This window comes from Salinicola lusitanus (assembly GCF_038648475.1).
In the GTDB taxonomy this organism is placed as follows: Bacteria; Pseudomonadota; Gammaproteobacteria; order Pseudomonadales; family Halomonadaceae; genus Salinicola; species Salinicola lusitanus.
The window spans coordinates 3,119,261-3,142,858 of record NZ_CP151919.1; the positions used below are offsets into that span (position 1 = coordinate 3,119,261).

Here is a 23,598-nt window from a genome sequence, read left to right on the forward strand (position 1 = left end):
GTAACTAATTATAATTAATCTATATTCTCCCACTAATTAGTTAACAAATGATAAGATTTAGTTTGGCCGCATGCATATGGCGAGGAAGGATACTTTCTTGTTGACTTGGCTAAGAATCCTTAGCGCGACGTGGTAAGCGCAACCGCAAAGTATTATTTGGATTCTCTTGGCCCGAGACGGATTCCTGTCTAGCCAAAGAAGTTTAAGGTTGGACGCGATTGAAGAGCTTGGTGGGAATTCCGGTGCGCGGCATTTTAGAAACCTTTCACATGCTGCAAGGATAATAGTATGCCGATCCATCATATTGACGCCGGTGACCAATCAAGCATTCGCGATATTTATACCACTGATGCCTCAGAGGCCAGCCTCCCCAAGTTCCGTCTACCACAGGGTAGAACGGAGCCTCATGCTGCTTATTCTCTCGTTCGGGATGAGCTTTTGCTCGATGGTAATGCACGTCAGAATCTCGCCACGTTTTGCACTACGTGGGTCGAGGATGAAGTCAAACAGCTGATGTCGGATGCCGTCGATAAAAACATGATCGACAAGGACGAATATCCCCAGACGGCGGAGATTGAGAATCGGTGTGTCCATATTCTGGCCGATCTATGGCACGCGCAGAAATCCTGGGAAACGGTAGGTTGTTCGACGACAGGATCCAGCGAAGCGGCGATGCTTGGTGGACTCGCATTCAAATGGAAATGGCGTCAGCGGCGCGAAGCTGAAGGGAAGGATGCGAGTAAGCCCAATATCGTGACCGGTCCCGTTCAAATCTGCTGGAAGAAGTTCGCGCGGTATTTCGACGTCGAGATTAGAGAAGTTCCGCTTGAAGGAGATGCGCTGGGATTACAACCTGCGGACCTTCGAAAGTACTGCGATGAGAATACGATAGGAGTTGTCGCGACGCTTGGCGTGACGTTTACAGGTATCTACGAACCCGTGGAGGCATTGGCGCGAGAGCTCGACGCCATCGAACGCGACCTGGGGCTAGATATCCCTATCCACGTCGATGCTGCATCCGGCGGTTTTATCGCGCCGTTCATTCAGCGTGACCTAGTATGGGATTTCCAGATCCAACGGGTGCGCTCCATCAATGCATCGGGCCACAAGTATGGGCTTGCCCCATTAGGTGTGGGCTGGATCATCTGGGCATCAAAAGAAGATCTACCCGAAGACTTGATCTTCTACGTTGACTATCTTGGCGGCAATATGCCGACTTTTGCGCTCAATTTCTCTCGTCCTGGTGGAGAGATCATCGCGCAGTACTACAACTTCCTGCGTCTGGGGCGTGATGGTTACACGGCTATTCAGCAAGCCTGCTCCGATACGGCGCAGTGGTTGGGTAATGCATTAGCCAAGCTTGGACCGTTCGAAATGGTTTACGACGGCCATGGTGGACTGCCAGCGGTAGCTTATAAGCTGACCGATTCAGATCATGGTTTCACCCTCTATGATTTGTCGGAGCGGCTTCGGATGCGAGGTTGGCAAATTGCCTCTTATCCTCTGCCCTCGAACCGCCAGGAAACCGTCGTTCAGCGTATCTTGATTCGACATGGCGTGAGTCGTGATCTGGCACGTTTGCTTCTCGACGACATGAAACGTGCGATCAAGCACCTATCGGAAAACCCTGTGCCTAACTCGACTGCTAAACCGGGGTTCCATCATGGCTGAGATACATCGTTGCGTTCGATCGGCGTCAGGCATCTTCATTCGCTTCTTCGGCTTGGCGGTCCTTTTTTTTACTGGGCCTGCCGTTGCCCAGGATGATAGTGCGTCCTCCGCAGGAGGACGCGTCATTGGCCAAATCTTCGATAGCGTAGAACCCGTAGCAGAAACCGGAGTACACGGTTTTTTTGAATTGCTCGGAAATCAGCCAATTGCATTTATTCTTCTCGCTTTGGCGCTTGGTAATTTAATTGGTAAGTTTGATTTTAAGGGCGTCTCCCTTGGCTCAACGGCTGGTTCATTGCTGGTCGGTGTCATCATTTCGATGGTGGCGGAGGCGGTTTACGGGATCACTTATTCCATCCCGGGAATATTATCCTCCTTCATGCTCTTGCTATTCATGTATGCATTAGGCTTAAAGGTAGGGCCACAGTTCTTTTCTGGTCTTCGAAAGGGGGGGCTGGCCTTTATTGGAGTTGGCGTCATCGTTTGGGCGTTGAATTGGGTCATTTGCTATTTTGGTGCGTCTTGGGTGGGATTGGCCCCTGGGTACGCAACAGGTTTGATTTCAGGCAGCTATACCATTACAGCCATTCTTGGTGTCGGTCAGAGCGCTCTGTCTAGCGGCGCTTACACCCCTCCTGCAGGGATGACGGTTGAGGAGGTTGGAGCCAATATGGCTGCGGCTTATGCCATCAGCTACGTATTATCGAGTGTCGGGATTATCCTGTTGATTCGATATCTACCTCGGATTTTTGGTCGCGATGCCAAGGCGGATGCCAAGCTGGCCGAGACTGAATACAGTGGCGGTGCAACACATCCCGTGCCGGGAGCGCCTGGCGCGCTAATAATGGGATTTTCACCTTACGATCTGCGCGCCTTTTACGTGACGCACGAACAGCTCATCGGCCTGAGTCTTGCTCAGTTGGCTAAAGACTACCCTCAGGTACCGATATTACGTGTCGTGCGAGACCATAAAGTTCTCGATTTGTCCGATGATCTCGTGCTTGCGATGAACGACATTGTAACGGTGCGTGGGAACGTGCACGACCTGATACTTGAAGAGGGAGAGTTGATAGGACCGGAATCCGATGAGGCTCTTGCTCGGAATGTTCCTCTGGAAGTGGCTGACGTCCATATCGGATCTCATGCTGTCTCCGGGAAGACGCTTCAAGAGCTGGCAAGTCATGGAACCGGAGGCGTGGAAGTACAGGCGCTTTTCAGAGCCGGGAATGAACTTCCGCTTGGGCCGTCTAGCGTTTTGTCATTCGGTGACGTGGTACGCCTGACCGGGCCTGACGTGGCGATTAAGGCTGCCGCAAAGAAACTGGGCGGACGTGCGATTCTATCGACGATGAAGTCCGAGGTGCTCTATCTTGCACTTGCCATGCTGGTGGGCTATCTGGTTGGCATTGTTAGTGTCACGATTTCAGGTATTCCCTTCTCCCTAGGCACTTCAGCAGGATGCATTCTAGCTGGCGTGGGCGTCAGCTACTTCCGGAGCCGTAATCCTGAATTCGGTGGACCGGTTCATGAAGGTGCTCGGAGTTTTCTTCAGGACTTTGGGTTGAATGCATTTGTCGTGGTGTTGTCTGCGAATGTCGGACCAAAGGTCATTACGGCTTTAGGGGGCGACACCATAGTATGGCTCGCCTGCATAGGCATATTGGGGGCACTCATTCCGCCGCTAGTGGCATTCTGGGTTGGATTCAAATTTTTCGGACTTAACTCCATCATTGCCGACGGCGCCGCCACTGGCGGACGAAACAGTACACCGGGGCTGAATGCGATCATCGAGGAGTCGGGGAGCTCGGTGGCTGCCGTGCCTTATCCTGTCAGTTACGCCCTGACAACAGTATTGGCACTGATTGGGGGCTATTTTTCGATGATTTTGTCGTAACTTATCAAAGGCGCCGGAAGGCAACCCGGTAGTTGACAAACTATACCGGTATCGATGATAGGCGCATCACTAGCATTGAGTTATGAGGGCTAATGGCAGAGTGTTAGTGCCACTATCGCGGGCCGTTTATCTACTGCTCGGCCTGCGATAACCTGGATCTTGTCTGCATTGGAGATCAGAACTTAATTGAAAGCTTCGAAATTATGAATGCCGGTTTCGTAGCCCATTGCGTCGGCCATCCGCCGGCAGAGAGGTAAGATATGTCTGAGTTCATGAAAGCGGCAGTTGTCCACGAGTTTGGTCAGCCTCTGGTAATCGAAGAAGTGCCGGTACCGCAACCGGGGCCGGGCGAGGTGCTGGTCAAGATCAAGGCCAGTGGTATCTGTCACACCGATCTGCACGCCGCTCACGGAGACTGGCCGGTCAAGCCGACGCCTCCTTTCATTCCTGGCCATGAGGGCGCTGGCGTAATCGTTGCCTTGGGCGAAGGCGTCAAGCATCTCGAGGAGGGCGACTCTGTCGGTATCGCCTGGCTGCACGACGCTTGCGGACACTGCGAATTCTGTCTCACCGGGTGGGAGACGTTGTGCGAGAGCCAGAACATGAGTGGCTATACCGTCAACGGCAGCTTCGCCGAGTACGCCATCGGTAACGCCGACTATGTCGCCCGTTTGCCGGATGGTGTCGACTATGCAGCCATCGCGCCGATCCTGTGTGCTGGCATCACCACTTACAAGGGCCTCAAGGAAACCGATACCAAGCCGGGAGAGTGGGTCGCGATTTCTGGTATCGGCGGGTTAGGACATATTGCGGTGCAGTATGCCAAGGCGATGGGTCTGCACGTGGTGGCGCTGGACGTCTCCCCAGAGAAGCTCGACCTGGCTAAACAGCTCGGGGCCGATGTCGCGGTCAACGCCCAGGATGAGGATGCCATCAACCAGGTGATCGCCGCGACCCAGGGCGGCGCACACGGGGTGCTGGTCACCGCGGTCTCGGTACCGGCTTTCAATCAGGCGCTCAACTACGTCCGCCGTAAGGGCACTATCAGCCTCAACGGTTTGCCGCCGGGAGAATTCCAAACGCCAATCTTCGACGTGGTGCTCAAACGCATCACCTTGCGTGGCTCTATTGTTGGGACGCGCAACGACATGGCCGAGGCTCTGCGATTCGCCGCTGAAGGCAAGGTCAAGGCACATATTCATAAGACTCGACTTGAAGACATAAACCAAGTCTTCAGCGATCTGGAAAAAGGGGGGGTAGACGGCCGGATGGTGATGGTTATGGAGTAACGTTTGAAACTGACCTATCTCTTTTGCCCCAAGCGCTCCTGTTAGGGCCGATAATCACCATCGCGACATCGAGCTTCAAAAAGTACCTCTGGGCCGCCTCCCTGTGGCTCGACTCCCGGTCCCTTTTTAGCGGGGCCGGGTTCTTCAAAACCCGCCAAGAATACCCCGCTGTTTGTCTTAACGTTTTCGGCTGATCCCTGAGTGAGTTGACTCGACCATGAACCCATGTCGTCACCACTCACGACGGGACTCAACCATGACGGTGCGCCAACGATTTTCCTTTCCCACGCTGTTCACGAGCCTCCTGTTCGCCAGCAGCTACAGCTTCGTTTGCCCCGCGCAAGCGGGCGACATCGACGAGATCCAGCGCCGGGATCTGGCACTGATCCAGACCCAAATCGAGCAGATCAAGGTCGTGGTCGACCGCATCGACGCCAGGCAGCAGAACGCGAATCCCGAATCCACGCGGATCTACTTCGACATCCCACGTCTACGCAGTGACCTGCAGTCCATCACCGGTGGTATCGATGATTACCTCGCGCCCGATCGTCTATTGCCTCGGCAGCTCAGGCCGCTCGACGGCGACTACCTCGATGATCGGGGGCAGTAGTGGAGGCGTTCGAGGCGGGAGCTGGCTTGGGCGGGCAAGAGCTTTCCTGGCTTATCGCTGGCGTGGGCTGCAGCGCCGCGATGTTGCTCGTTATCTGGATTTTGATGTCGGCGTATCGGGGGTGGGTCCGGGGCCGTGTCGACGGCGACATCTTGTCCGCCGTGGCCCTCAAATCGCTGGTTCTGGTGCTGCTGTTTTTCTGGTTGTTCCTGTCCTGACAGGAGCGACTCGAAGATCCCCCAAGGGGGATAGGAAGAGCCCATGTGGGTAGGTCGTAACGGGCAATCAATCATCTCAAGAGGAAGCCATCATGTCACTGCAATCACTGTTTCAACGTCTCTGCGGTGGATTCAACCGCAACTGCCAGAAACTCGCCGTGTTGGCCAGCACGGCGGTGCCGGGTCTCGCACTGGCCGATCTCCCTGCGCTCGAGGAGCCGACGCAGGGCAGTGGCGGGATTCGCTCCACCGCCCAGGGCTATATGTACGACGGCTTCGTTCTCGGAGGTCTACTGTTGTGCACCGCCGCTTTCATCTGGGTCGGCATCGGCTGTTTGGCGTCGTTCAACGAAGGGCGACAGCGCGGTGAGTGGACCAAATTCGGCGTGACCGCCTTCATCGGCGTCGTGCTGATCCTGGTCATCATCTGGCTGAGCACTGAAGCCGCACCGATCCTGGCTCAGTGAGGGTGTGTCATGGCAAGCATCGATTTCCTGCCGAAACGCATCAACGACGCCCCGGTGGTTTTTCGGGGCATGACGCTTCGGGAAGTCTGCATCATGGCGGTGATGGGCTTCGTCGGCGGCATGCTTCCGGGCATCGTCCTGGCGTTCGTGTTCGGGATGCCTGCCATGGCGCCTACCGTTGCCGTGGCGGTCATGGCGCTGGCTTTGGTCGTTGGTGGCACCGTCATGCGTCGGCTACGACGTGGCCGTCCTCCCTCGCTGCTCTATCGCCAGATCATGTATCGATTCGCCGCCCACGGTATCAACCTCGGCGGCGAAACACTCATCACTCGCTCGAGCCCCTATCGCGTAGGACGTGAGTCCCGGAGTCAAGGAGAACTGCGATGAGTCGTTTGCGTAACGCCTTGGGTGCCCGCGACGCCCATATCACCACGCTGCGCGGCATTATTGTTGTTCTGGTGTTGCTCTGCGCCGGTCTGGGCCTCGGTTGGTATAGCGCACCCAAGGATTTGACTATCTCGATCCCGCCGGATCTGCGCACGGGATCGACCCAGAAGTGGTGGGAGAAGCCACCCTCCGCTGTCTATGCCTTCACCACTTACGTCTGGCAGCAGATCAACCGCTGGCCGTCCAACGGTGAGGCGGATTACAAGCGCAACCTCTACGCCTATTCACCGTTCTTGACGCCCTCCTGCCAAACCGAACTCGAAGAAGACTATCGCTATCGCAATCAGCGCAACGAACTGGATCAGCGAGAGCGAAGCGTATTCGAAATTCCCGGTCGGGGATTCAGCAACGACCAGTCGGGGCCTGGCTCAGTGGAGGTCGTGTCTCGGGATCAGTGGATCGTGAACCTGGATCTCGCCGTCAAGGAAACCTACGCCGGAACACCCGTTCGCGACGTCTACATGCGCTTTCCGATCAGGGTCGTACGTGCCGAAGGCGACCCGCAGAACAACAAGTGGGGCATGCAGATCGATTGCCTGGCCCGCCCAGCCCAGCGTCTGGAAATCCCACAGCAGGAGGGTGAGTCATGAATCGCCTCAAGGCGTCGTTATTGGGAGGCGGTCTGTGCGTCTCACTGTTGAGTGTGGCGCTCCAGGCCCATGCCGTGGAGATCCTGCACTGGGATCGCAAGCCGCTGGACGTCGACCTGCCGGTCGGCACCGAGCGGGTCATCGTGCTCGATCGCAACGTGCGCGTGGGCCTCCCGCGTGACATCGCCGATCCCGACACGCTGCGTGTCCAGAGCGCGGGTGGGGCAATCTACCTCAAGGCTAACCAGGCGTTCGACACCCAGCGCGTGAGACTTCAGGACGTCGAGACCAATGAAGTCGTGCTGTTCGACCTGACTGCCAAGGAGGATGGCGCGAGCGACGAGGATATCCAGGTGGTGTTCCCGGAAGACAACCCTGGTGATTCGACGGCCAGCGCGTCGGCTCAAAGCGACGACGAGGGCGGCGATCACGATCGAGCCGGAGCTTCCGCCGGTGGGACGCCAGTACCGGTGGTGTTGACCCGCTTTGCCGCCCAATCGCTCTACGCACCCAGCCGGACGATCGAGCCGGTGAAGGGCCTCAACCGGGTCGCGATGCAACTGCCGGACAGCATGCCGTCCCTGCTGCCATCGCTACCGGTCACGGCGACACCGGTGGCCGCGTGGAAGCTCGATGGCTGGACTGTCACGGCAGTAAAGCTCTCGAACCGGGACCCCTCCCGGGCTTTCGAGCTGGATCCGCGTTGGCTCCAGGGCGATCTTTACAGCGCCACGTTCATGCACCCATCGCTGGGTCGTCGAGGCAGCGTGGAAGACACCACCACCGTCTTCATCGTGACCAACGGATTGTCCCTGGCAAAGGCGCTGCCCCTGTCGCAGGGAGGTGATTCATGAAACTGCAGGGCAATACGCTTCTCAAGTTCGGGGTGCCCGTGCTGTTCGTCGGGATGAGTCTGATCGTCATCAAGAGCTGCAGCAGTGGCAGCGAAGACGCGGGACAAACCCAGCAGCAGGCCGCACAGGACGATACCCGCACCCTGTCTCAGGACGAAATGGATGCACTGGGTATCAGCGGTGATTCCTCCCAGGACACCGTAGCCACCCTGGTGGGCAAGATGAATGCCTGGGAGCGTCAGCGACAACGTGACCAGGAACGAATGGAGGGCTTGGTCGAGGAGAACAACCGTCTCGCCGAGCGTGCTTCCAACGTCGACCGATCGGTGAACGAGGCGATTCAGCAGGAGCGTGAGCGCCAACAACGGGCGCGCGAGCAGAGCGAACAGTCATTGCTTTCCCGCTTCGAGAATCGCTTGGACCGTCTGGTGCCGGCAGACGAGGACACCAGCGGCAATGATGGCCAGTCTGGCAACGACGATATGCCGATCGGCCTGGGGCTCGAGGGCGGCGGTGGTCCATCGGGGAGCGACTCGGGCGGTGGCAATCTCGCCTGGGTCGAGCCGATGGATCGTCGTCAGGAGGAGGGGCGCTCGAGTCGTAGCGGTCGTGATGATGGCCCAGCGTTCCCCACCTCGTTCAAGGCCGCCGCTGAAACGGCGGGAGACATGGCTTCCCGGGCATCGAGTGCAGCCGAATCGCGAGTGACCGGCGAGCCGGATGTTTCGACAGTGGAGCCGGTCTATACGATCCCGGAGAACTCGACGCTCATGGGCTCACTCGCCATGACGGCACTTTTGGGCCGGGTGCCAGTCGATGGCACGGTCAACGATCCCTATCCGTTCAAGGTGATGATCGGCAAGGACAACCTGACGGCCAACGGCATCGAGCTGCCGGAAGTGAAGGCCGCCGTTGCCAGCGGCACGGCGACCGGCGACTGGACGCTTTCCTGCGTGCGCGGAAACATCACCAGTCTGACCTTCGTTTTCGAGGACGGCACGATCCGGACCGTGCCGTCGCCGGATGACGTCAACCAGAACGGTGGTGACGGTAACGGCGGCAGCAACCAGAACCAGTCCATTGGTGGCGGCAATTCCATCGGCTGGATCAGCGACCAGGCAGGTCTGCCCTGTATCAGTGGCATGCGGCGCAGTAACGCGCAGCAGTATCTCGGCACCCAGGGCCTGCTCACGGCCGCCGGCGCTGGCGCGGCGACGATGCTCTCCGATGATGATTCAACCTCGATCACCTCATTCGGCAGCGATGGTTCGATCTCGCAGGCCATGAGCGGCAATCAGGCCGTGGGTCAGATCCTGAGTCAGGGGGTCAACGATATGAGCGAATGGGTCAATAAGCTTTACGGCGAGGCCTTCGCGGCGGTTTACGTACCGCCGGGTCAAAACGTGGCCATCCACATCAACAAGCAGCTGCCGATCGATTACGAGACCGAAGGGAGGGAGGTGCGCTATGACACGTCAACCGCAACCACAGTCGGGCTCGACTGAGTATCGCGCGATGTCGCGTACTGCGATCGCTACCCTGGCCCTGATCGGTCTCGGTCTGCTCTCAGGCTGTGCGACCTCCAAGGATGAGTTGATGCCGACCAATGGCGTGACGATGCAAGAGCTGTGGGAGCAAGGATCCAGCGAACAGAGTGGTTCGGCATCCACTGACAGTACCGGCCAGCAGGCGATCGAGGCGGCCCGGGGATCGCTGCGCCGTCCGATCACGGCGGGCGATATGGTGGATGAGCGCACGCGCTACACCCGAGAGGCGGCCAACGAGATCCATAGCCAGTTCTCGCGTCTGCCCAATCCGGATCTCGTGATCTACATCTATCCGCACCTGGCCGGCGATCAGAGCGTGCCGGTACCGGGCTATTCGACGGTCTTTCCGCTGTATCAGAAGCCGCAGTATGCGATGCCGGGAGAGGGCGCGCGGCCGCCGGGGAGAACGCGCTGATGTCAGCATTCGACGCCTTCATGAATCGGCTGTTTGCTTCCAAGGGGAAGCAGGTCAACCCGGCAGAAGAGCAGGAAGCGGCCCCAGAGGGGCGTCAGGAAACCCTTAACGAACGGGCGCTCCTGACGGATGAAACCGGTCGGCCTATGCCGTTGCCGCGCGGCAAGATGCCCAGCCTTGGCGACATTCGTCGTCAATACGAGCGCGCGCCGTCGTTCGCCAGCCGACTACCCTGGTCGGAGTATCTGTCCGAATCGGGGTGTTTCCTGCTCGAGGACGGGGTGTCGCTGGGAATCGTCGCCGAGGTCACGCCAGCGCCTTCGGAAGGGCGCTCACTCGAGGCGCTGGAAGCGGTGCGCGATCAGATCGAAGCGGCACTGCAGGACAGTCTGCCGGAGCTGGATGCCAATCAGTGGGTGGTGCAGCTCTACACCAAGGACGACACCGATCCTCGAGAAGACCTGCAGCGCATCCGTGGCTCAATCCCGGAGGATCTTAGGGATACCCAGTACACGAAGGCATGGCTTGCGAGCATGGAGTCGCATTTCAAAGCCATCTCTCGTCCTGACGGCCTGTTCGAGGATGACATCATCACCCAGACCGCCTGGCGGGGTCAGACCCGGCGCACGCGGCTGGTGCTGTATCGCTGGGCCAGCCGGAAGAACAAGGCAAAACTCGGTGAGCAGCGATCGCGACTCTCGCCGGAGGCACTGCTCAACCACGTCTACGGCAAGCTGGAGTCGAAGCTGGCCAGCGCCGGACTGCCGGTGCGACGCTATGACGGTCGTGATTTCCACCGGTGGATGATGCCGCGCTTCAACCCGCGCCCGGCTTTCTCCCCGGACGACCCCCAACGTTTCTACGACGTGTTCGACTATCCGGGTGACGATCCCGACGTCCAGCTCTGGTCCTACGACCTAGCCGAGGGAATGCTGGCAAGCTCCCCTCGGGCGGATGCGGAATCCGGGCTCTGGTATTTCGACGGTGAGCCGCAGCGCGTCATCCCGGTCGAGGAGTTGCGCAAGGTGCCCAAGGTCGGCCACCTGACCGCCGAGATTTCGCGCGGCCAGACCTCGATCCGAAACGCCACGTTCGACGTACTGCCGCTGGGCGTCGAGGCGTGCATGACGATCGTGGCCATCCCCCAGGAGCCGCTCGAGGGTCATATCGATCAGCTGGCCAAGAAGGCGGTCGGCGATAGCGTACTGGCGGTGAACGTGCGTGATGACTGTGAGCAGGCGCGTAAGTATCTTGGCAAGGATCACAAGATGTACCAGTCAGCGCTGGCGTTCTTCGTCAGCGGCCGCGACGAGGCCGATCTGGATCGGCGCGTCATGGATTTGACCACCCAGCTCAGCACCGCCGACCTCAAACCCGTCGAGCCCGAAAACGAGGTCGCCGCGCTCAATACCTATCTGCGCTGGCTGCCGATGAACTTCGACCCCGAGATCGACCGCAACAACCGCTGGTACACCCGATTCAACTTCGTCCAGCACCTGGCCAACCTGGCGCCGCTCTACGGGCGTGCCAGGGGCACTGGGCATCCCGGCATCAGCTTCTTCAATCGCGGGGGTGAGTCACTGACGTTCGATCCGCTCGACAAGCTCGACCGCAAACAGAACGCTCACATGTTCGTGTTCGGCCCGACCGGCGCCGGCAAGTCGGCAACCCTCAACTCGATGCTGGGGCAGGTGGTGGCGATGCGCCGGCCACGTCTGTTCATCATCGAGAAGGGCAACAGCTTCGGCCTGCTGGCCGACTATTTCGAGCGGATGGGGCTGTCGGTCAACAAGGTCAAGCTCGCCCCGGGGGCGAATGCCAAGCTCCCACCCTTCGCCGACGCTCATCGCCTGCTCGATCCCGAAATGCGCGAGCGCCGTGTGGTGCTCGATCGCCAGGACTATGGGGAGTCTCCGGACGACCCAGCCGCAACGCCAGATGATCTGCTCGAGGCGATCGGCACGGACGAGTCCGACGAGGAGGACGTCGAGCGCGACCTGCTGGGCGAGATGGAGATGATGGCGCGCCTGATGATCACCGGCGGTGATCCCAAGGAGGAAGCCGACTATCGGCGCGCCGATAATCGGATGGTGCGCGATGCCGTGATGATCGCCGCTGAGAAGTCTTTCGAGGAGGGGCGTCAGTGCCTCTCCGAGGACGTTCGCCAGGCGTTCTACACGCTTTCTCGGGACGAAAATCTACCCGAGGGTCGCCGCAACCGCGCCTACATGATGGGCGAGGGGATCGGCATGTTCTGTGATGGATTCGACGGACAGGTCTTCAACCAGCCGGGGGAAGCCTGGCCGGAGTGTGACGTCACCATCATCGATCTGGCGCACTACGCCAACCCCGGTTACGAGGCACAACTGGCCCTGTCGGTGATGTCGATCACCAACATGATCACCACCATGGCGGAACGCGATCAGTACAGCGGCCGTCCCATCATCCAGGTCATCGACGAGTGCCACCTGTTGACGGCGAACCCCCTTCTCGCGCCGTTTCTGGTCGGCGTGGCCAAGATGGGGCGCAAGCTCAACCACTGGCTCTGGCTGGCGACTCAGAACGTCAAGGACTTTCCCGACGTCTCGGCCAAGATGCTCAACATGATGGAGTGGTGGTTGCTGCTCAACATGCCACCCAACGAGATCGCTGAGGTCAGCCGATTCAAGACCTTGACCGACGATCAACGTTTGCTGGTCGAGTCGGCGACCAAGGCATCGGGCAAGTACACCGAAGGCGTGGTGCTGGGCGGCCGACTTCAGTCGTTGTTCCGTGTCGTGCCGCCCAGTCTCTATCTATCGCTGGCCGGCACCGAGCCGGAGGAAAAAGCGGAGCGGGCCGCGATCATGCGCGAGCACGGCTGCACCGAACTCGATGCGGCCATCAAGGTTGCCGAGAAATTGGATCGGCTTCGTGGGCTGGAGATGGCGGCTTCGGGAGCGTCGACGCATGGCTGAGATGTTGGTTCTCATCACGGCGGCGCTGGTGATCGTCGTTTTCACGCTGTGGCAGCTCAAGCGGCTGGTATCCGGCGGACGTCGTTATCCCTACATCCCCCAGGAGCGGCTCAACACCCCCACCGAGCAGGCGTTCTATGCCGCCATCCAGCGGGCCATGGGTTCGACGTTGCTGATCGCCTGTAAGGTCCGCATCGCCGACGTACTCCAGGTGCGCTTTCGCAAGCGTCACCGTCGCGATCAGCGGTGGTGGCGCTACTTCCGCCTGATCAGCTCGAAGCATATCGATCTCGTGCTGTGCGAGCCACGCGGCGGGCGGATTCTCGCCGCGATCGAACTCGATGATCGCAGTCATCGCCGTCGTGATCGCAAGCGACGTGATCGTTTCGTTGACGACGCCTTTGCGTCGGCGGGCGTACCGCTGTTGCGCTTCCCGGCCAGCGGTCGCTATGACGCGCGGGAGATCCAGGAGCGTCTATCGCCTTACCTCACGACCTCGAAAGAAGGATCGGATACATGCCCCAACGCCAGATCGACAACGCGATGAGCACGATGAGCCTCGACGCGAGAGCGCGCACGCTGCACCTGCTCCCGGTCCTGCAGGTCGATCCCTTCGATGGGGTCGCGCTCGAGGACATCACCTTGTCGGTATCGGTGAGCTGGCTCGATGCCCCCGTCGTCCCCACCTCGGGCTGGACTCTCCGTCAGCCGTATCCCAACCGGCTCTACTTCGTGGGGGGATCCGATGACTGTCACCTGGGACACTTCATCACGCTGCCGGACGGGCAGCAGGCCGGTGAAGTCACCTTCCACTGGGCCGTGGACGTTTCGGCGCTTCCTCCCGGGCATTTCCAGGTCACACATCGACTCGATCTGGCGTTCGACGAGGGGGAGGGCCGCACCTGGTCGATGGATGTCGCCAACTGGTGGGCGCAGAGCGAATTCGCCACTGAGGGACACGCCACGCCCGAGATCGGGCGCAATCGGTTCTCTCGTCTCAAGCGGCAGGGGTTTTCGCCGAGCCGGCGCGCCCACGTCAGCGAAGCATTGCGGGATGGCTGTCGCTACCTAGATATCCACGAGTCACTCGAACTGCCGGCGATCACCCTGGGGGATTGCTGGACCATCGATACCTACGGCGGAGACACCGTCCATGAATGCCTGGAGGCGCTGCGATGAAAGCTCCCAACCTGCTTTGCGCTGTCGGTCTGACACTAATGATGCCCGTATCGGCGCAAGCCACCGGTATTTCGGTGCCTGATGTACCGGACTCGACCCCTCCCGCTGCGCTGCAAGAACTGACAATCAACGGCCAGCCCGTGACGACGGACTCCGTCCGGCGGGTCGATCTGGAGGGGCCGATCTACGAGGTTCGGTTGCGAAACGGTGACACTTTCTACAGCGACGCTCAGGGACGCCATATGGTCGTGGGGAGTCTTTACGACAACGGTCCCGACGGACTCATCAACGTCACCGAGCAGCACGACCGTCAGGATCGGCTGGACCAGTTGATTGCTATTCCGGAGGGGGGCACGGTGGATTATCCCGCCCAGGGCGAGGAGATCGGACGCATCACCGTCTTCACCGATACGACCTGTCCCTACTGCCAGAGGCTGCATCAGGACATCGATCAGCTGACACAAGCCGGTGTCGCCGTGCGCTATGTGCCATTCCCGCGCGCCGGCAGCCACTCTCCAGCGGCCAATCAGTTGGCTCAGGTGCTTTGTTCCCAGTCAACCACCGATGCCATGACTCGTGCGTTTCATGGCGAAGCTCTTGCGTCCAGACCGTCGAAGAGTTGCCGGTCAGCCGTTGATGACGGTTTTTCGCTGGGACAGCAGTTCGGGGTGCAAGGGACACCCTCCATCGTGCTCCCCAATGGCGGGATGGGCGAGGGCTACATCCCGTATCGCAAACTTGTGCGCTTGGTGCGGGGTTTGTAGCTTGGTGATGGTTGAGCTATGGTCGAATCTGATGAGATAGCGGAGGGAATATGCCAGCATTACATAATTACCGATTGTTCATCAGTCATGCTTGGAGCTATAGCGAGCGATATGAGCGCGCAGTCCAGTTTTTGAATCGCGCAAATAATTTTAAGTGGACTAATTATTCTGTTCCAGAAGCCAAGGCATTCGAAAGCATGTTTGACTATCAGCTGGAGGAAGAGCTAAGGCAACAAATTCGGCCTGTGCAATGTGTTGTAGTTGTCTCCGGAATGTATGTTAATCATAGTCGGTGGTTGAAGTTTGAAATGGATTTTGCCAAGAACCTAGGTAAGCCTGTGCTGGGCATTCGCCGGTGGGGCGCTCAGAGAACACCAGAGAGCGTAATGGAGTGTGCAGACGAGATGGTGAATTGGAATTCTCAGTCCATAATCGATGCAATAAGGCGGCTGGTCCCTTGATGCCTTTTGATTTTCCCGCGATTTATAAGCTGGCAGGCGATTTGGCTGCCAGCTCGCAGTCCCGTTACTTTAGGCTGCTTAAAGCTGAATATGGATTACTCATCACGGCTTCGGTTCTCTCACTTGGCTTTTCAACTTCTAAAGTTTATTTCCTCTTTTCAGTACTAGTTTTTTTTCTTTCACTTGCTTGCATGTTATTTAGAATGTGGGACAAGCCAGAGCAAGATTGGTATAAAGGGCGTGCTTTGGCTGAGTCAGTGAAGACGTCTTGTTGGCGATACTGTATGCGTGCCGAGCCGTTTTTTCACTCTAGTGATATTTCGATCCCTAGGGAGGGTTTTAGAGAACATCTACTGGGGATTTTTAGGTCGAATAGAAATATTGGTCACAAATTTTCTCCCAGTATAGGCGTAGATCACGCTGCGACCGGAAGCATGGATTCAGTCCGGCTTTCTGATCTGCATGCGCGGAAAAATTACTATCTTAAGCTGCGCATAGAGGATCAAGAAGAATGGTATTTAAGAAAGGCAAAGCATAACCGTCGCGCTAGCTTCGCTTGGGGCGTGATTGGAGCATCTGTATATGCCTTGGCAATAATTTTAAGTATGTTTAAGCTGGCTTTTTACGAGAATTTCTTTTACCCCATGCCGGTGCTTGTCGCTTTGGCTACCAGTATAGTGGGGTGGGCACAGATAAAGAAGTTCAATGAGTTGGCTTCCTCATATACTTTGACCGCTTACGAGATTGGTCTCATAAAGAATAAAATCAATGAAGTTGAGTCGGAAGAAAGCTTTTCAGATTTCGTGAACGAGTCTGAGCAGGCTTTTTCCAGAGAGCATACTCAGTGGGTGGCCCGCCAGTTCTCCTGAACTGGAGCTGCGCCACAAATGTTCTCAGTAATGACTTAACATTCTCTACTGCCCCATAGCCTCCCACGCGGTACACCTGTGCACTGATACCGCCGTGGGAGTCCATCCATGTTCCTCTCTCCTCAGCTGCGGCCACTGGCCGTGCTGTCATCGCTCTGCCTGCTGGCCTGGGGGCAGACTGCTGTTGCCGGCGTCGAAGTGTTCACGATTGCGGGAGAGCCGGTCGTCAATGTGCCGTCATCCGCTGCCGTGGTCGAGCTGGATGCGCCGGCGCGTCTCGACGCTCGGCTGTCACAGGATCTTCCCGCTGACCCGTCACGTGCCAAGCAGATGCTGCAATCGCGCATGAACGACCCTGAGTGGCAGCGGACGCTGCAGGACTATGGCCAGCTCTATCAGGGTGTGGCTCGTGCTTGGATGCTGGGCATCGAGAGAGTACCGGCCGTGGTGGTCGACAGCCAGTACGTGGTCTATGGCGAGCCGGACATCTCACGCGCGCTCGAGGAGATCAAACAGGCGAGGGGAGAGCAACCATGAAGCGTTCTCTCACGACATTGCCTGTGCCTGTTGCCGTTGCCTTCGCGCTGATTGTCGGGCTGGCCAGCATGACAAGCGCTCCCCGAGCCCAGGCGATCACGACGCCCGAGATCCTCCAGTCGTCGATGAGCACCCAGTGCCTCGACTACCAGGTCATCGGCATGTGCGCCTGGCTCTACTGCTCGGCCTGGGGTTGCACGGTACGAACCTCGATCCGGGTGAAGCACTACATTCCCGAACTTGTCGTCAGCGCCTACGAGAACACCGGTGATAACCCCTGGACCGAGATCGCGATGCTGTCGCCCCCGACGGGTGACGCCCTGGGCGGTGGATCCGCGCGCGAGTCCGTCGCGCAGCAGCATTCGAACACGCGTTTCAAGAACGTCGACGCGATCGGCCATCCCTCGGAGCTTTTCTATCGGTTCGCCAGCGGCTTCGGCTGGTTCTGTGAGAGCAACTCGCAACCGCTGATGCCGTACTTCATCTCGACCCTCGATGCGCTGGCCTGGCGCTCTGGCGTGCCGGAGATGGCCTACCCCGAAGCGCTGACACCGGGCATGCGAGAGATGGGCAGCGTGGGCGATCTGTGGAGCCCTATCTATCCGCGCAGTGGCTTCGTCTCCCAGACCCACGACTACAAGGTTGCGGCGACGGCGGCACAGCGTGCTGCCGACGTCGTGACGCGCAGCGGACAGCCTCACGTCTATCAGCCCCTCATCGCCCGTAACTCGCCGAGTAGCGGCATCTGGGGGCCGGGTCCGGTCCTGGAAGGCGATGCCGAGACCCACCAGTGGCAGGAGCTGGCACCCAACATACGCATGTCCTGCTCGACCTTTCCCGACGGTGGCGAGAACGATCAGCTCCAGGAACCGGGCGACTACGCCTGGGCGCTGTGGCGGCCCTATCGCTGTTGCAAGAAACGCGGCCAGGAATTGCTGTACTTCACCGGAGAGTAAGCCATGAAACGAAACCTAATTCCGCTGACCCTCTCGGTAGCTCTCGCGACACCGCTGCTGGCCCAGGCGCAGTCCGCGGACAGCCTCTATTACGACATCGGTGGTGCCGCTCCGTTTGGTGCCTCAGCAGGGCTGGGACATGGCCCCAGAGCGCAGGGACTCGGTGTCAGTTGGGACGTCAATGCCACCTGCGGCAACTTTGACGTGGGATCGACGGTGAGTAATCAGCTCAACGGCGTCACCAACGGCTTCCAGAACATGATGGGCAGCGTGGTCTCCAACGCGACTGGCGCGGTGGCCAGCCTGCCCGCGATGATCATCCAGCGCTCCAATCCGGCGCTATACGATCTGCTGACCAACGGTGTCATGCAGGGCCGGCTCGACTTCGACAAGTCGAAGCTCTCCTGCCAGCGCATGTCCGAGCAGTTGGCCGATGCCACGATCGGTGGCCAGATGCAGCAAGCGGCGATGGCAGAGAATTGGCAGGACATTGCGGCCGGCAACACAGATGCCGTCTCCGCTCAGGAGCAAGCCGAAGCCCAGGCCGGCAACGCTGGCCGGACCTGGGTCGGCGGGCAGAAGCGTGGCGGCAGTGGTCAGCAGCCGATGAGGGTGGTCGAGGACACGGCCAAGGCCGGGTACAACCTGCTGTACGGTCGCACCGATCCTACGAGCGACGAGTCGATGTCCGGTGGGGGCGATGGCTGGGGATCGGTGGCAACCTCGAGCGGGGATTGGGTCGGCGGGGGTGGCATCGCCGGCGGCAGTGGCGGTTCAGGCGGTAGCGGCAACGACTGCCAGGGCGGCATGTGTACCGTTTGGGGGTCGCCCTCCGCCGCCGCCGAGTGGACCAGGAAGATCGTCGGCGATACCGAGCTGCGCTCCTGCGACGGCTGCGAGAAATCCGAAACCATTGCCGGTACCGGGCTGATCCGCGAACTCGAGGACGAGCAGAGCGATATTCACGAGACGCTGGTCGGCATGCTCAATGGTGGCGAGATCACCCAGTCGAAGCTCAACGACGTCTCCGCTGGCAATGGCCTGGCTGTCTCGCGCGGCGTGATCGAGGCCATGCGTAGCGATCCCCAGGGGGCGCTGCTCACCCAGCGCCTGGCCAGCGAGATGGCACTAGCTCGTACCCTGACCAAGGCCATGTGGGCGCGACGCGCGCTGATTGCGGGATCCAGCGATCCCGGGATCGAAGGCAATCCCGAGGGCATGACCGCGCTGGACCGCAAGGTCGATGCCTTCAACCGCGATATCGAACTGCTGCAGAGCGAGATGGAGATCCGCAAATCGCTGTCGAGCAACGCGGCCATGCAGGCACTTCGTCGCGCGGCCAATCGATCCATAGGATCCAGCCCGGACGAGACCACGCTTCCCGCACCGGTGCTCGACGAGCGCGGCCGACCGCTACAGGGAGGTGAGTGATGCGCCCGAGAAGACTGATCGATCCTCGTCGGTGGCCATCCCCCGTGGCTTTCGTGGTCGCCCTGATCGGCGTATTCCTGCTCAGCGGCGTGGTCGTGTCGCTGGCCATTCAGCTGATGGGCAGTCGTGAAGCTTTCGCCGCAGCCAAGCAGGCCGCGCTGCCATGGCTGTTCCTGTGGCGCTGGGCATGCTACGCGGCGCTCATCCTGGCCTGGCTGAAACTTTGGAGGCCGCGTGTCTTGGCTCGTCTCGGTGAGGATCGGGACGGAGGGGAGGCGGCGCGTGAGCGTCTCAAGCGTCTCGAGAGCCTGACGCTGGTCGTAATCGTCGGTATCGAGCTGTTCAACGTGCTCGACTGGCTGGGAGATAGATCATGAGCGCGGAGCTGAACGTCAGCGACTACTTAGAAATGGTCATGCTGATGATCGGCTGGGTCGTGAACAACGCCCTGTGGTCATCGCTGATGCAGACCGGCCTGGCGCTGGTTCCGTTCGTTGCCCTGATCTCATCAGAGTGGTTCAAGGTGCGTCAGGAAGGGGAGGACGAGGGTAACAAGGGCGTGCTGTTGATCGCGCGGATCGAGACCCGGCTCTACGCCATGGTCATCTGTTATGTCTTCACTTGCGTGCCGATGATGACCCTGTCGTTCAACCCGGTGAACGCCGTTGAGCGGACCAACGGAAGTGGCCAGTCCTGCAGTGTCGCTGTCATTGGTCAAGGGCAGTGGGGGAGCAATACCCTCAATTCGATTGACGGCCAGTCCGCCGAGATCCCTCTCTGGTGGGCGCTCGTGCATGCCGTCTCGAAGGGTGTGACCAACGTTGCTGTCTCGAGCATTCCCTGCAGCCCGGATCTACAGGCCATTACCTCCGAGATCGATGCGCAGGAGATCACCGATCCCGGACTCAAGCGGGAGCTGGGAGAGTTCCAGCAACAGTGCTACGGCGCGGCGCGAAATTTGCTGTTCCAGCAAGGTGGTTCGATCGAGGCGCTCGAGGCCCAGGACGTTGATTGGCTTGGCAGCGAGTTCTTCCTCGATACTCACGGCTACTACGACTCGTTCTATGCTGGCCGGCCGATCGCGGGTTTCCCCTACGATGCCAATCGCGACCAGGCACGTCCTGGCACTGGCCCAGGGCGCCCCGGGTATCCCAGCTGCCGGCAGTGGTGGGAAAACGGCGGGAGTGGTCTTTACGCCCGTCTGCATGATCAGGTTGATCCGGGTATCTGGGATGGCGTCCGATCGATCTTTTCGTCCACGGATGCCGAGGGGGAGGTCATTCGTCGCCTGATCAGTAATCGTGCAGGTTCCGCCAATGGTAATCAGGACATCGCTGTCACCGGTTATGGGAATCTGGATGGCACGAGCATCGAGGACGGGCTATCCATGGTCGCCGGTGGTGTGGGCGGCGCTATGGGGGCAGTGCTGGGCAAGGCCGGCATGGACATGCTCAAGCGCGCACTGCCGATGGTGCAGTACATTCTGATCATGGCCGTGGTGGTCTGTCTGCCTTTCGTGATGACGATCTCGGGCTACTCGTTCAAAGTGGCTGGCACAGCGAGTTTCGGGCTGTTCGCGCTTTGGTTCCTGACCTTCTGGTGGGAGCTGGCACGCTGGATCAACGCGAACCTGATCAATCTGCTCTACAGCTCGGATGCCGCCAAGATGTCGTTCGTCGCAGCAGCGCAGAACGGCTATGACAAGCTGGTGCTGATCTTCGTCGAGTGGGCGACGTTCTTGATCTTGCCGGGTATTTGGGTGGCAACGCTTGCGTGGGCGGGAATGAAAATCGGTAGTACATTCAGCCAGAGCTTGGGAGATGGAGCGAAAGGTTCAAAAGGTGCTGGAGATAAAGGTTCTGAGATGGCTTCGAAGGTAGCGACCAAGGGCCAATGATGTAACTGGCACCTAGTAGTGCCGGCTTAATTCCATTCGGGGTCTTCTGCTCGCGGTGTGCCGCCGGGATCTTCTGATGTCCAACCCTGGGGTTGTGACACGAGCGGCTCGTCATCCTGTGCGTTGAAAGAAGTATTAGCTGCAGCTCCTACAAGCGCGGCCGCCGCGCCTGACGCTCCTGCAATACCAACTTTCCCAGCGATCTTACCGAGATCCCATGCGAGTTTAGCGGTAGCCTTGCGGCCGTTGGTGGTAGTGACGAGTTCTGTGAGCTTCATGGGCCATCTCCCATGCATTGTTGCGAAGCGTGATTTCAGACTACCCCGGGTAGTTCTGAACGGCAAGGCATCATCGGGCCCAGTCGATGGTGCAGTGGCAGGCAGCCGATCCGTTCCCAAGCTCGTCGTGAATCAACCAGATCTGAGGAGAAATATGGCTCAGACGTCCACTTAGACAGCCTTAGCATCTTGATCCGCGGACACGCTATGGATATATTTGTGTCTGTAGATCAGGAGGACGACCATGACAGCCGTAGAAAAGCTTGCCAACGACAAAGCACGCAACACTGCGGGGCTACGCGCTGCGGTGAAAATCTTGGAGAAGTGGGGCGCCACTCAGGATCAGGGGGCCGAGGTCCTGCGTATCTCCCGCAGCACCTACAACCGCGCCAAACGTGCTGACCAAGGCTGGCAGGTGCACATCGACCCCGACCAGTTGACGAGGGTCAGTCTGGTGCTGAATATCCATGCTGCGCTGAGGACGTTGTTCGAGAACCCAGCCAACGTCTATGGCTTTGTGAACATGCCCAATCACAATCCTGGTTTCAACGGCCTCACCCCCTTGGAGTCGATGACTCGCGCCGGTCTTCCGGGGCTGTACGAGACCTTCAAGCGTATCGACGGCCTGCGGGGCGCCCAGTGGTAAGCCTTGAAGAGATACCCCGACTGCCTGCAGAGACTCGCCGAGCGCATCGACTGGTCAACTCCAAGTTTCCACCGATCAGCCTGTTCGATGACGTGGCCGGCGAGAAAGAGTTCGACGCGCTGCATCAGCTCCAGGCGCTTACCAACCCTCGGCTGCAGGCTGAGACAGGCGATCTCGGACTCATCGACCGAGAAGACATTCCTTTCGGTATAGCGGGCTGCTCCTACGCGGTTGCCCCGTTCACCCACCTCAATACCAGCGGTTCGCGATTCAGCGACGGGAGCTTCGGAGTGCTGTACCTGGCTGACTGCCTGGATACGGCCATTGCCGAGGTTCGCCATCACCAGGAGGTCTACTGGCACAACGTGCCTGATCTAGACTTTGACCGCTTCGTATTTCGTGAACTGGTTTGCGAGTTCTCTGAGGCTGAACTTCTAGACCTCTGTCAATTACCGTTGGATGATCCCATTTTTGCCCCGAACGATTACACCACCAGTCGTGCGCTTGGCGCCGCAGCCAGCGCGCAGAAGATCCCTGGCATCAGGTACCCCTCCGTTAGGCAAGAGGGCGCACGGTGCTGGGGCCTCATGACCCCGCGCTATGTTCGCTCGATCGTGCAGTCCTCCCATCTTGAGATGATCTGGAACCAGGGAGTCACAGCGGTCAATATCGTGAGTCAGCCCTGAGGCAGTACCTCCCTAGGAAAGGATAAATGGCTCCAAGCAAAGGGATGGAAGGGAAGGGTGACTAAGGGGAAGGGGGTTATCCAGTTGTTTGGACAGGGCAACCCCAAAGGGCCGGGCGAGGGAAAGGGTCAAAGAGCGGCTCCATGGGTAGTCGCTACTGAGTGTCTTCCAGTTCAGAGACTCACCTTCAGCGTCAGGTTTCGGCCAGTAGCGGAAGTTAAGCTAGAGTAGATATAACGCTTTTGTTTAGCGGCGCCCCGACAGGGGCGTACGGTGGAGGCCGCAGGCCGGAACAAACTACAACAACTTGTTAGGCCTGTGGAGGGGCTCCGAGAAAGCTGCCCTTGATTTCGTAGTTCCCTGCAAATCCGTGTGGGCCTCTCCAATAAACCGATAAAAGCTTGGTTAAACGACGACCATAGGCGGCCATCAACCATTCATATTTGTCCCAAAGCCCCTCATCGAGGGTGGATGGCTTAGCGCTGGTCTCTTTGCTTAACGCACACGGATACCTAGCCCAGGATTCATTGCCATCCTCAAATGCTTTCAGAGTGGCCCGACCCTTTATCTTGTATGGGATGTTAGTAGATTTTTCTGCGAGGTCAGTAAGTTTGTGGGACTTCAGAAATTTTGAAAGCTTGCCGTTAGAAATCCAACCCGGATTCTCGTATACCAGAAATGCCTTAATCGCATTTTCTAGGGCAAAGGATGCTAGGAGGAACGTTGATCTGTTCGTATTGTCCCAACTTGCCTTGGTTCCAGACCTATGATCATGATGTGTGAGGTGCCCTTGACCAAAGCTTTTCCTCAATTCGGAAGCCTGCCCGTGCAGATCGTCAGCAACCAAGAACCAGCTGTGTGGGCATGCTAATTCTACGAATTCCTCATTGGTCATCATGTTCCCTGATGTTTGATTGACTGCCTAACGCCGCCAG

General features: G+C 58.8%; 26 protein-coding genes. 24 read left to right on the top strand and 2 right to left on the bottom strand.

Going from position 1 to position 23,598, the window contains the following annotated elements:
• Positions 1-288 precede the first annotated feature (288 nt).
• From AAGT95_RS14055 to AAGT95_RS14155, 22 genes are all read left to right on the top strand, one after another.
• Complete coding sequence (locus AAGT95_RS14055) at positions 289-1,671, top strand: glutamate decarboxylase (protein ID WP_342594199.1); 1,383 nt, start codon at positions 289-291, stop codon at positions 1,669-1,671.
• The gene (locus tag AAGT95_RS14060; protein WP_342594200.1) at positions 1,664-3,565 is read left to right on the top strand and encodes a transporter; all 1,902 of its coding nucleotides are present in this window, start codon (positions 1,664-1,666) and stop codon (positions 3,563-3,565) included. The genes AAGT95_RS14055 and AAGT95_RS14060 overlap by 8 nt, the downstream gene beginning before the upstream one ends.
• A gap of 260 nt (positions 3,566-3,825) precedes the next feature.
• Entirely contained in the window at positions 3,826-4,854 is a 1,029-nt protein-coding gene (adhP, locus tag AAGT95_RS14065) for an alcohol dehydrogenase AdhP (protein WP_342594201.1), read from the top strand.
• Positions 4,855-5,110: 256 nt separating this feature from the next.
• Positions 5,111-5,464 (top strand): RAQPRD family integrative conjugative element protein, encoded by a 354-nt coding sequence (locus tag AAGT95_RS14070; protein ID WP_342594202.1) that lies wholly within the window; start codon positions 5,111-5,113, stop codon positions 5,462-5,464.
• Between the two features lie 26 nt (positions 5,465-5,490).
• Positions 5,491-5,682 carry a DUF3262 family protein gene (locus AAGT95_RS14075; protein ID WP_168170678.1) on the top strand — a complete coding sequence of 64 codons (192 nt, stop codon included), beginning with the start codon at positions 5,491-5,493 and terminating at the stop codon, positions 5,680-5,682.
• A 92-nt stretch (positions 5,683-5,774) separates the two neighbouring features.
• Positions 5,775-6,149 carry a TIGR03745 family integrating conjugative element membrane protein gene (locus AAGT95_RS14080; RefSeq protein ID WP_075563571.1) on the top strand — a complete coding sequence of 125 codons (375 nt, stop codon included), beginning with the start codon at positions 5,775-5,777 and terminating at the stop codon, positions 6,147-6,149.
• Between the two features lie 9 nt (positions 6,150-6,158).
• On the top strand, positions 6,159-6,536 hold the full coding sequence (locus tag AAGT95_RS14085; RefSeq protein ID WP_342594203.1) for a TIGR03750 family conjugal transfer protein: 378 nt from the start codon (positions 6,159-6,161) through the stop codon (positions 6,534-6,536).
• Positions 6,533-7,186 carry a PFL_4703 family integrating conjugative element protein gene (locus AAGT95_RS14090; protein WP_342594204.1) on the top strand — a complete coding sequence of 218 codons (654 nt, stop codon included), beginning with the start codon at positions 6,533-6,535 and terminating at the stop codon, positions 7,184-7,186. Before AAGT95_RS14085 ends, AAGT95_RS14090 begins: the two co-directional genes overlap by 4 nt.
• Positions 7,183-8,040, top strand: a complete 858-nt coding sequence (locus AAGT95_RS14095; RefSeq protein WP_342594205.1) for a TIGR03749 family integrating conjugative element protein — start codon at positions 7,183-7,185, stop codon at positions 8,038-8,040. The genes AAGT95_RS14090 and AAGT95_RS14095 overlap by 4 nt, the downstream gene beginning before the upstream one ends.
• Positions 8,037-9,545 carry a TIGR03752 family integrating conjugative element protein gene (locus AAGT95_RS14100; protein ID WP_342594206.1) on the top strand — a complete coding sequence of 503 codons (1,509 nt, stop codon included), beginning with the start codon at positions 8,037-8,039 and terminating at the stop codon, positions 9,543-9,545. Before AAGT95_RS14095 ends, AAGT95_RS14100 begins: the two co-directional genes overlap by 4 nt.
• Before the next feature lie 10 nt (positions 9,546-9,555).
• The gene (locus AAGT95_RS14105) at positions 9,556-10,002 is read left to right on the top strand and encodes a TIGR03751 family conjugal transfer lipoprotein (RefSeq protein WP_075563567.1); all 447 of its coding nucleotides are present in this window, start codon (positions 9,556-9,558) and stop codon (positions 10,000-10,002) included.
• Complete coding sequence (locus tag AAGT95_RS14110; protein ID WP_342594207.1) at positions 10,002-12,959, top strand: conjugative transfer ATPase; 2,958 nt, start codon at positions 10,002-10,004, stop codon at positions 12,957-12,959. The genes AAGT95_RS14105 and AAGT95_RS14110 overlap by 1 nt, the downstream gene beginning before the upstream one ends.
• The gene (locus AAGT95_RS14115) at positions 12,952-13,506 is read left to right on the top strand and encodes a DUF2726 domain-containing protein (protein ID WP_342594208.1); all 555 of its coding nucleotides are present in this window, start codon (positions 12,952-12,954) and stop codon (positions 13,504-13,506) included. Before AAGT95_RS14110 ends, AAGT95_RS14115 begins: the two co-directional genes overlap by 8 nt.
• Positions 13,476-14,138 (top strand): hypothetical protein, encoded by a 663-nt coding sequence (locus AAGT95_RS14120; RefSeq protein ID WP_342594209.1) that lies wholly within the window; start codon positions 13,476-13,478, stop codon positions 14,136-14,138. The genes AAGT95_RS14115 and AAGT95_RS14120 overlap by 31 nt, the downstream gene beginning before the upstream one ends.
• The gene (locus AAGT95_RS14125; protein ID WP_342594210.1) at positions 14,135-14,902 is read left to right on the top strand and encodes a DsbC family protein; all 768 of its coding nucleotides are present in this window, start codon (positions 14,135-14,137) and stop codon (positions 14,900-14,902) included. The genes AAGT95_RS14120 and AAGT95_RS14125 overlap by 4 nt, the downstream gene beginning before the upstream one ends.
• 50 nt (positions 14,903-14,952) lie before the next feature.
• On the top strand, positions 14,953-15,363 hold the full coding sequence (locus AAGT95_RS21665; RefSeq protein WP_425356022.1) for a TIR domain-containing protein: 411 nt from the start codon (positions 14,953-14,955) through the stop codon (positions 15,361-15,363).
• On the top strand, positions 15,315-16,232 hold the full coding sequence (locus AAGT95_RS14130; protein WP_342594211.1) for a DUF4231 domain-containing protein: 918 nt from the start codon (positions 15,315-15,317) through the stop codon (positions 16,230-16,232). Before AAGT95_RS21665 ends, AAGT95_RS14130 begins: the two co-directional genes overlap by 49 nt.
• A 108-nt stretch (positions 16,233-16,340) precedes the next feature.
• Positions 16,341-16,769 (top strand): TIGR03757 family integrating conjugative element protein, encoded by a 429-nt coding sequence (locus AAGT95_RS14135; RefSeq protein ID WP_071232249.1) that lies wholly within the window; start codon positions 16,341-16,343, stop codon positions 16,767-16,769.
• Positions 16,766-17,725, top strand: a complete 960-nt coding sequence (locus AAGT95_RS14140) for a TIGR03756 family integrating conjugative element protein (RefSeq protein ID WP_425356023.1) — start codon at positions 16,766-16,768, stop codon at positions 17,723-17,725. The genes AAGT95_RS14135 and AAGT95_RS14140 overlap by 4 nt, the downstream gene beginning before the upstream one ends.
• Before the next feature lie 3 nt (positions 17,726-17,728).
• A complete protein-coding gene (locus AAGT95_RS14145) occupies positions 17,729-19,156 on the top strand; it encodes a hypothetical protein (protein ID WP_342594212.1) in 1,428 nt (475 codons plus the stop codon).
• A complete protein-coding gene (locus AAGT95_RS14150; protein WP_342594213.1) occupies positions 19,156-19,533 on the top strand; it encodes a hypothetical protein in 378 nt (125 codons plus the stop codon). Before AAGT95_RS14145 ends, AAGT95_RS14150 begins: the two co-directional genes overlap by 1 nt.
• Positions 19,530-21,053 (top strand): conjugal transfer protein TraG N-terminal domain-containing protein, encoded by a 1,524-nt coding sequence (locus tag AAGT95_RS14155; RefSeq protein WP_342594214.1) that lies wholly within the window; start codon positions 19,530-19,532, stop codon positions 21,051-21,053. Before AAGT95_RS14150 ends, AAGT95_RS14155 begins: the two co-directional genes overlap by 4 nt.
• Positions 21,054-21,079: 26 nt before the next feature.
• Here the strand turns inward: AAGT95_RS14155 and AAGT95_RS14160 are convergent, their stop codons facing one another.
• Positions 21,080-21,331, bottom strand: coding sequence for a hypothetical protein (locus tag AAGT95_RS14160; RefSeq protein WP_342594215.1), 252 nt, complete (start codon positions 21,329-21,331; stop codon positions 21,080-21,082).
• A 244-nt stretch (positions 21,332-21,575) separates the two neighbouring features.
• Here AAGT95_RS14160 and AAGT95_RS14165 point away from each other — a divergent pair, with 244 nt between their 5' ends.
• Complete coding sequence (locus tag AAGT95_RS14165; protein ID WP_071232288.1) at positions 21,576-21,977, top strand: antitoxin Xre-like helix-turn-helix domain-containing protein; 402 nt, start codon at positions 21,576-21,578, stop codon at positions 21,975-21,977.
• Positions 21,971-22,663, top strand: a complete 693-nt coding sequence (locus AAGT95_RS14170; RefSeq protein ID WP_342594216.1) for an RES family NAD+ phosphorylase — start codon at positions 21,971-21,973, stop codon at positions 22,661-22,663. The genes AAGT95_RS14165 and AAGT95_RS14170 overlap by 7 nt, the downstream gene beginning before the upstream one ends.
• Before the next feature lie 310 nt (positions 22,664-22,973).
• Here the strand turns inward: AAGT95_RS14170 and AAGT95_RS14175 are convergent, their stop codons facing one another.
• Positions 22,974-23,558, bottom strand: a complete 585-nt coding sequence (locus tag AAGT95_RS14175; RefSeq protein ID WP_342594217.1) for a hypothetical protein — start codon at positions 23,556-23,558, stop codon at positions 22,974-22,976.
• Between the last annotated feature and the right edge of the window lie 40 nt (positions 23,559-23,598).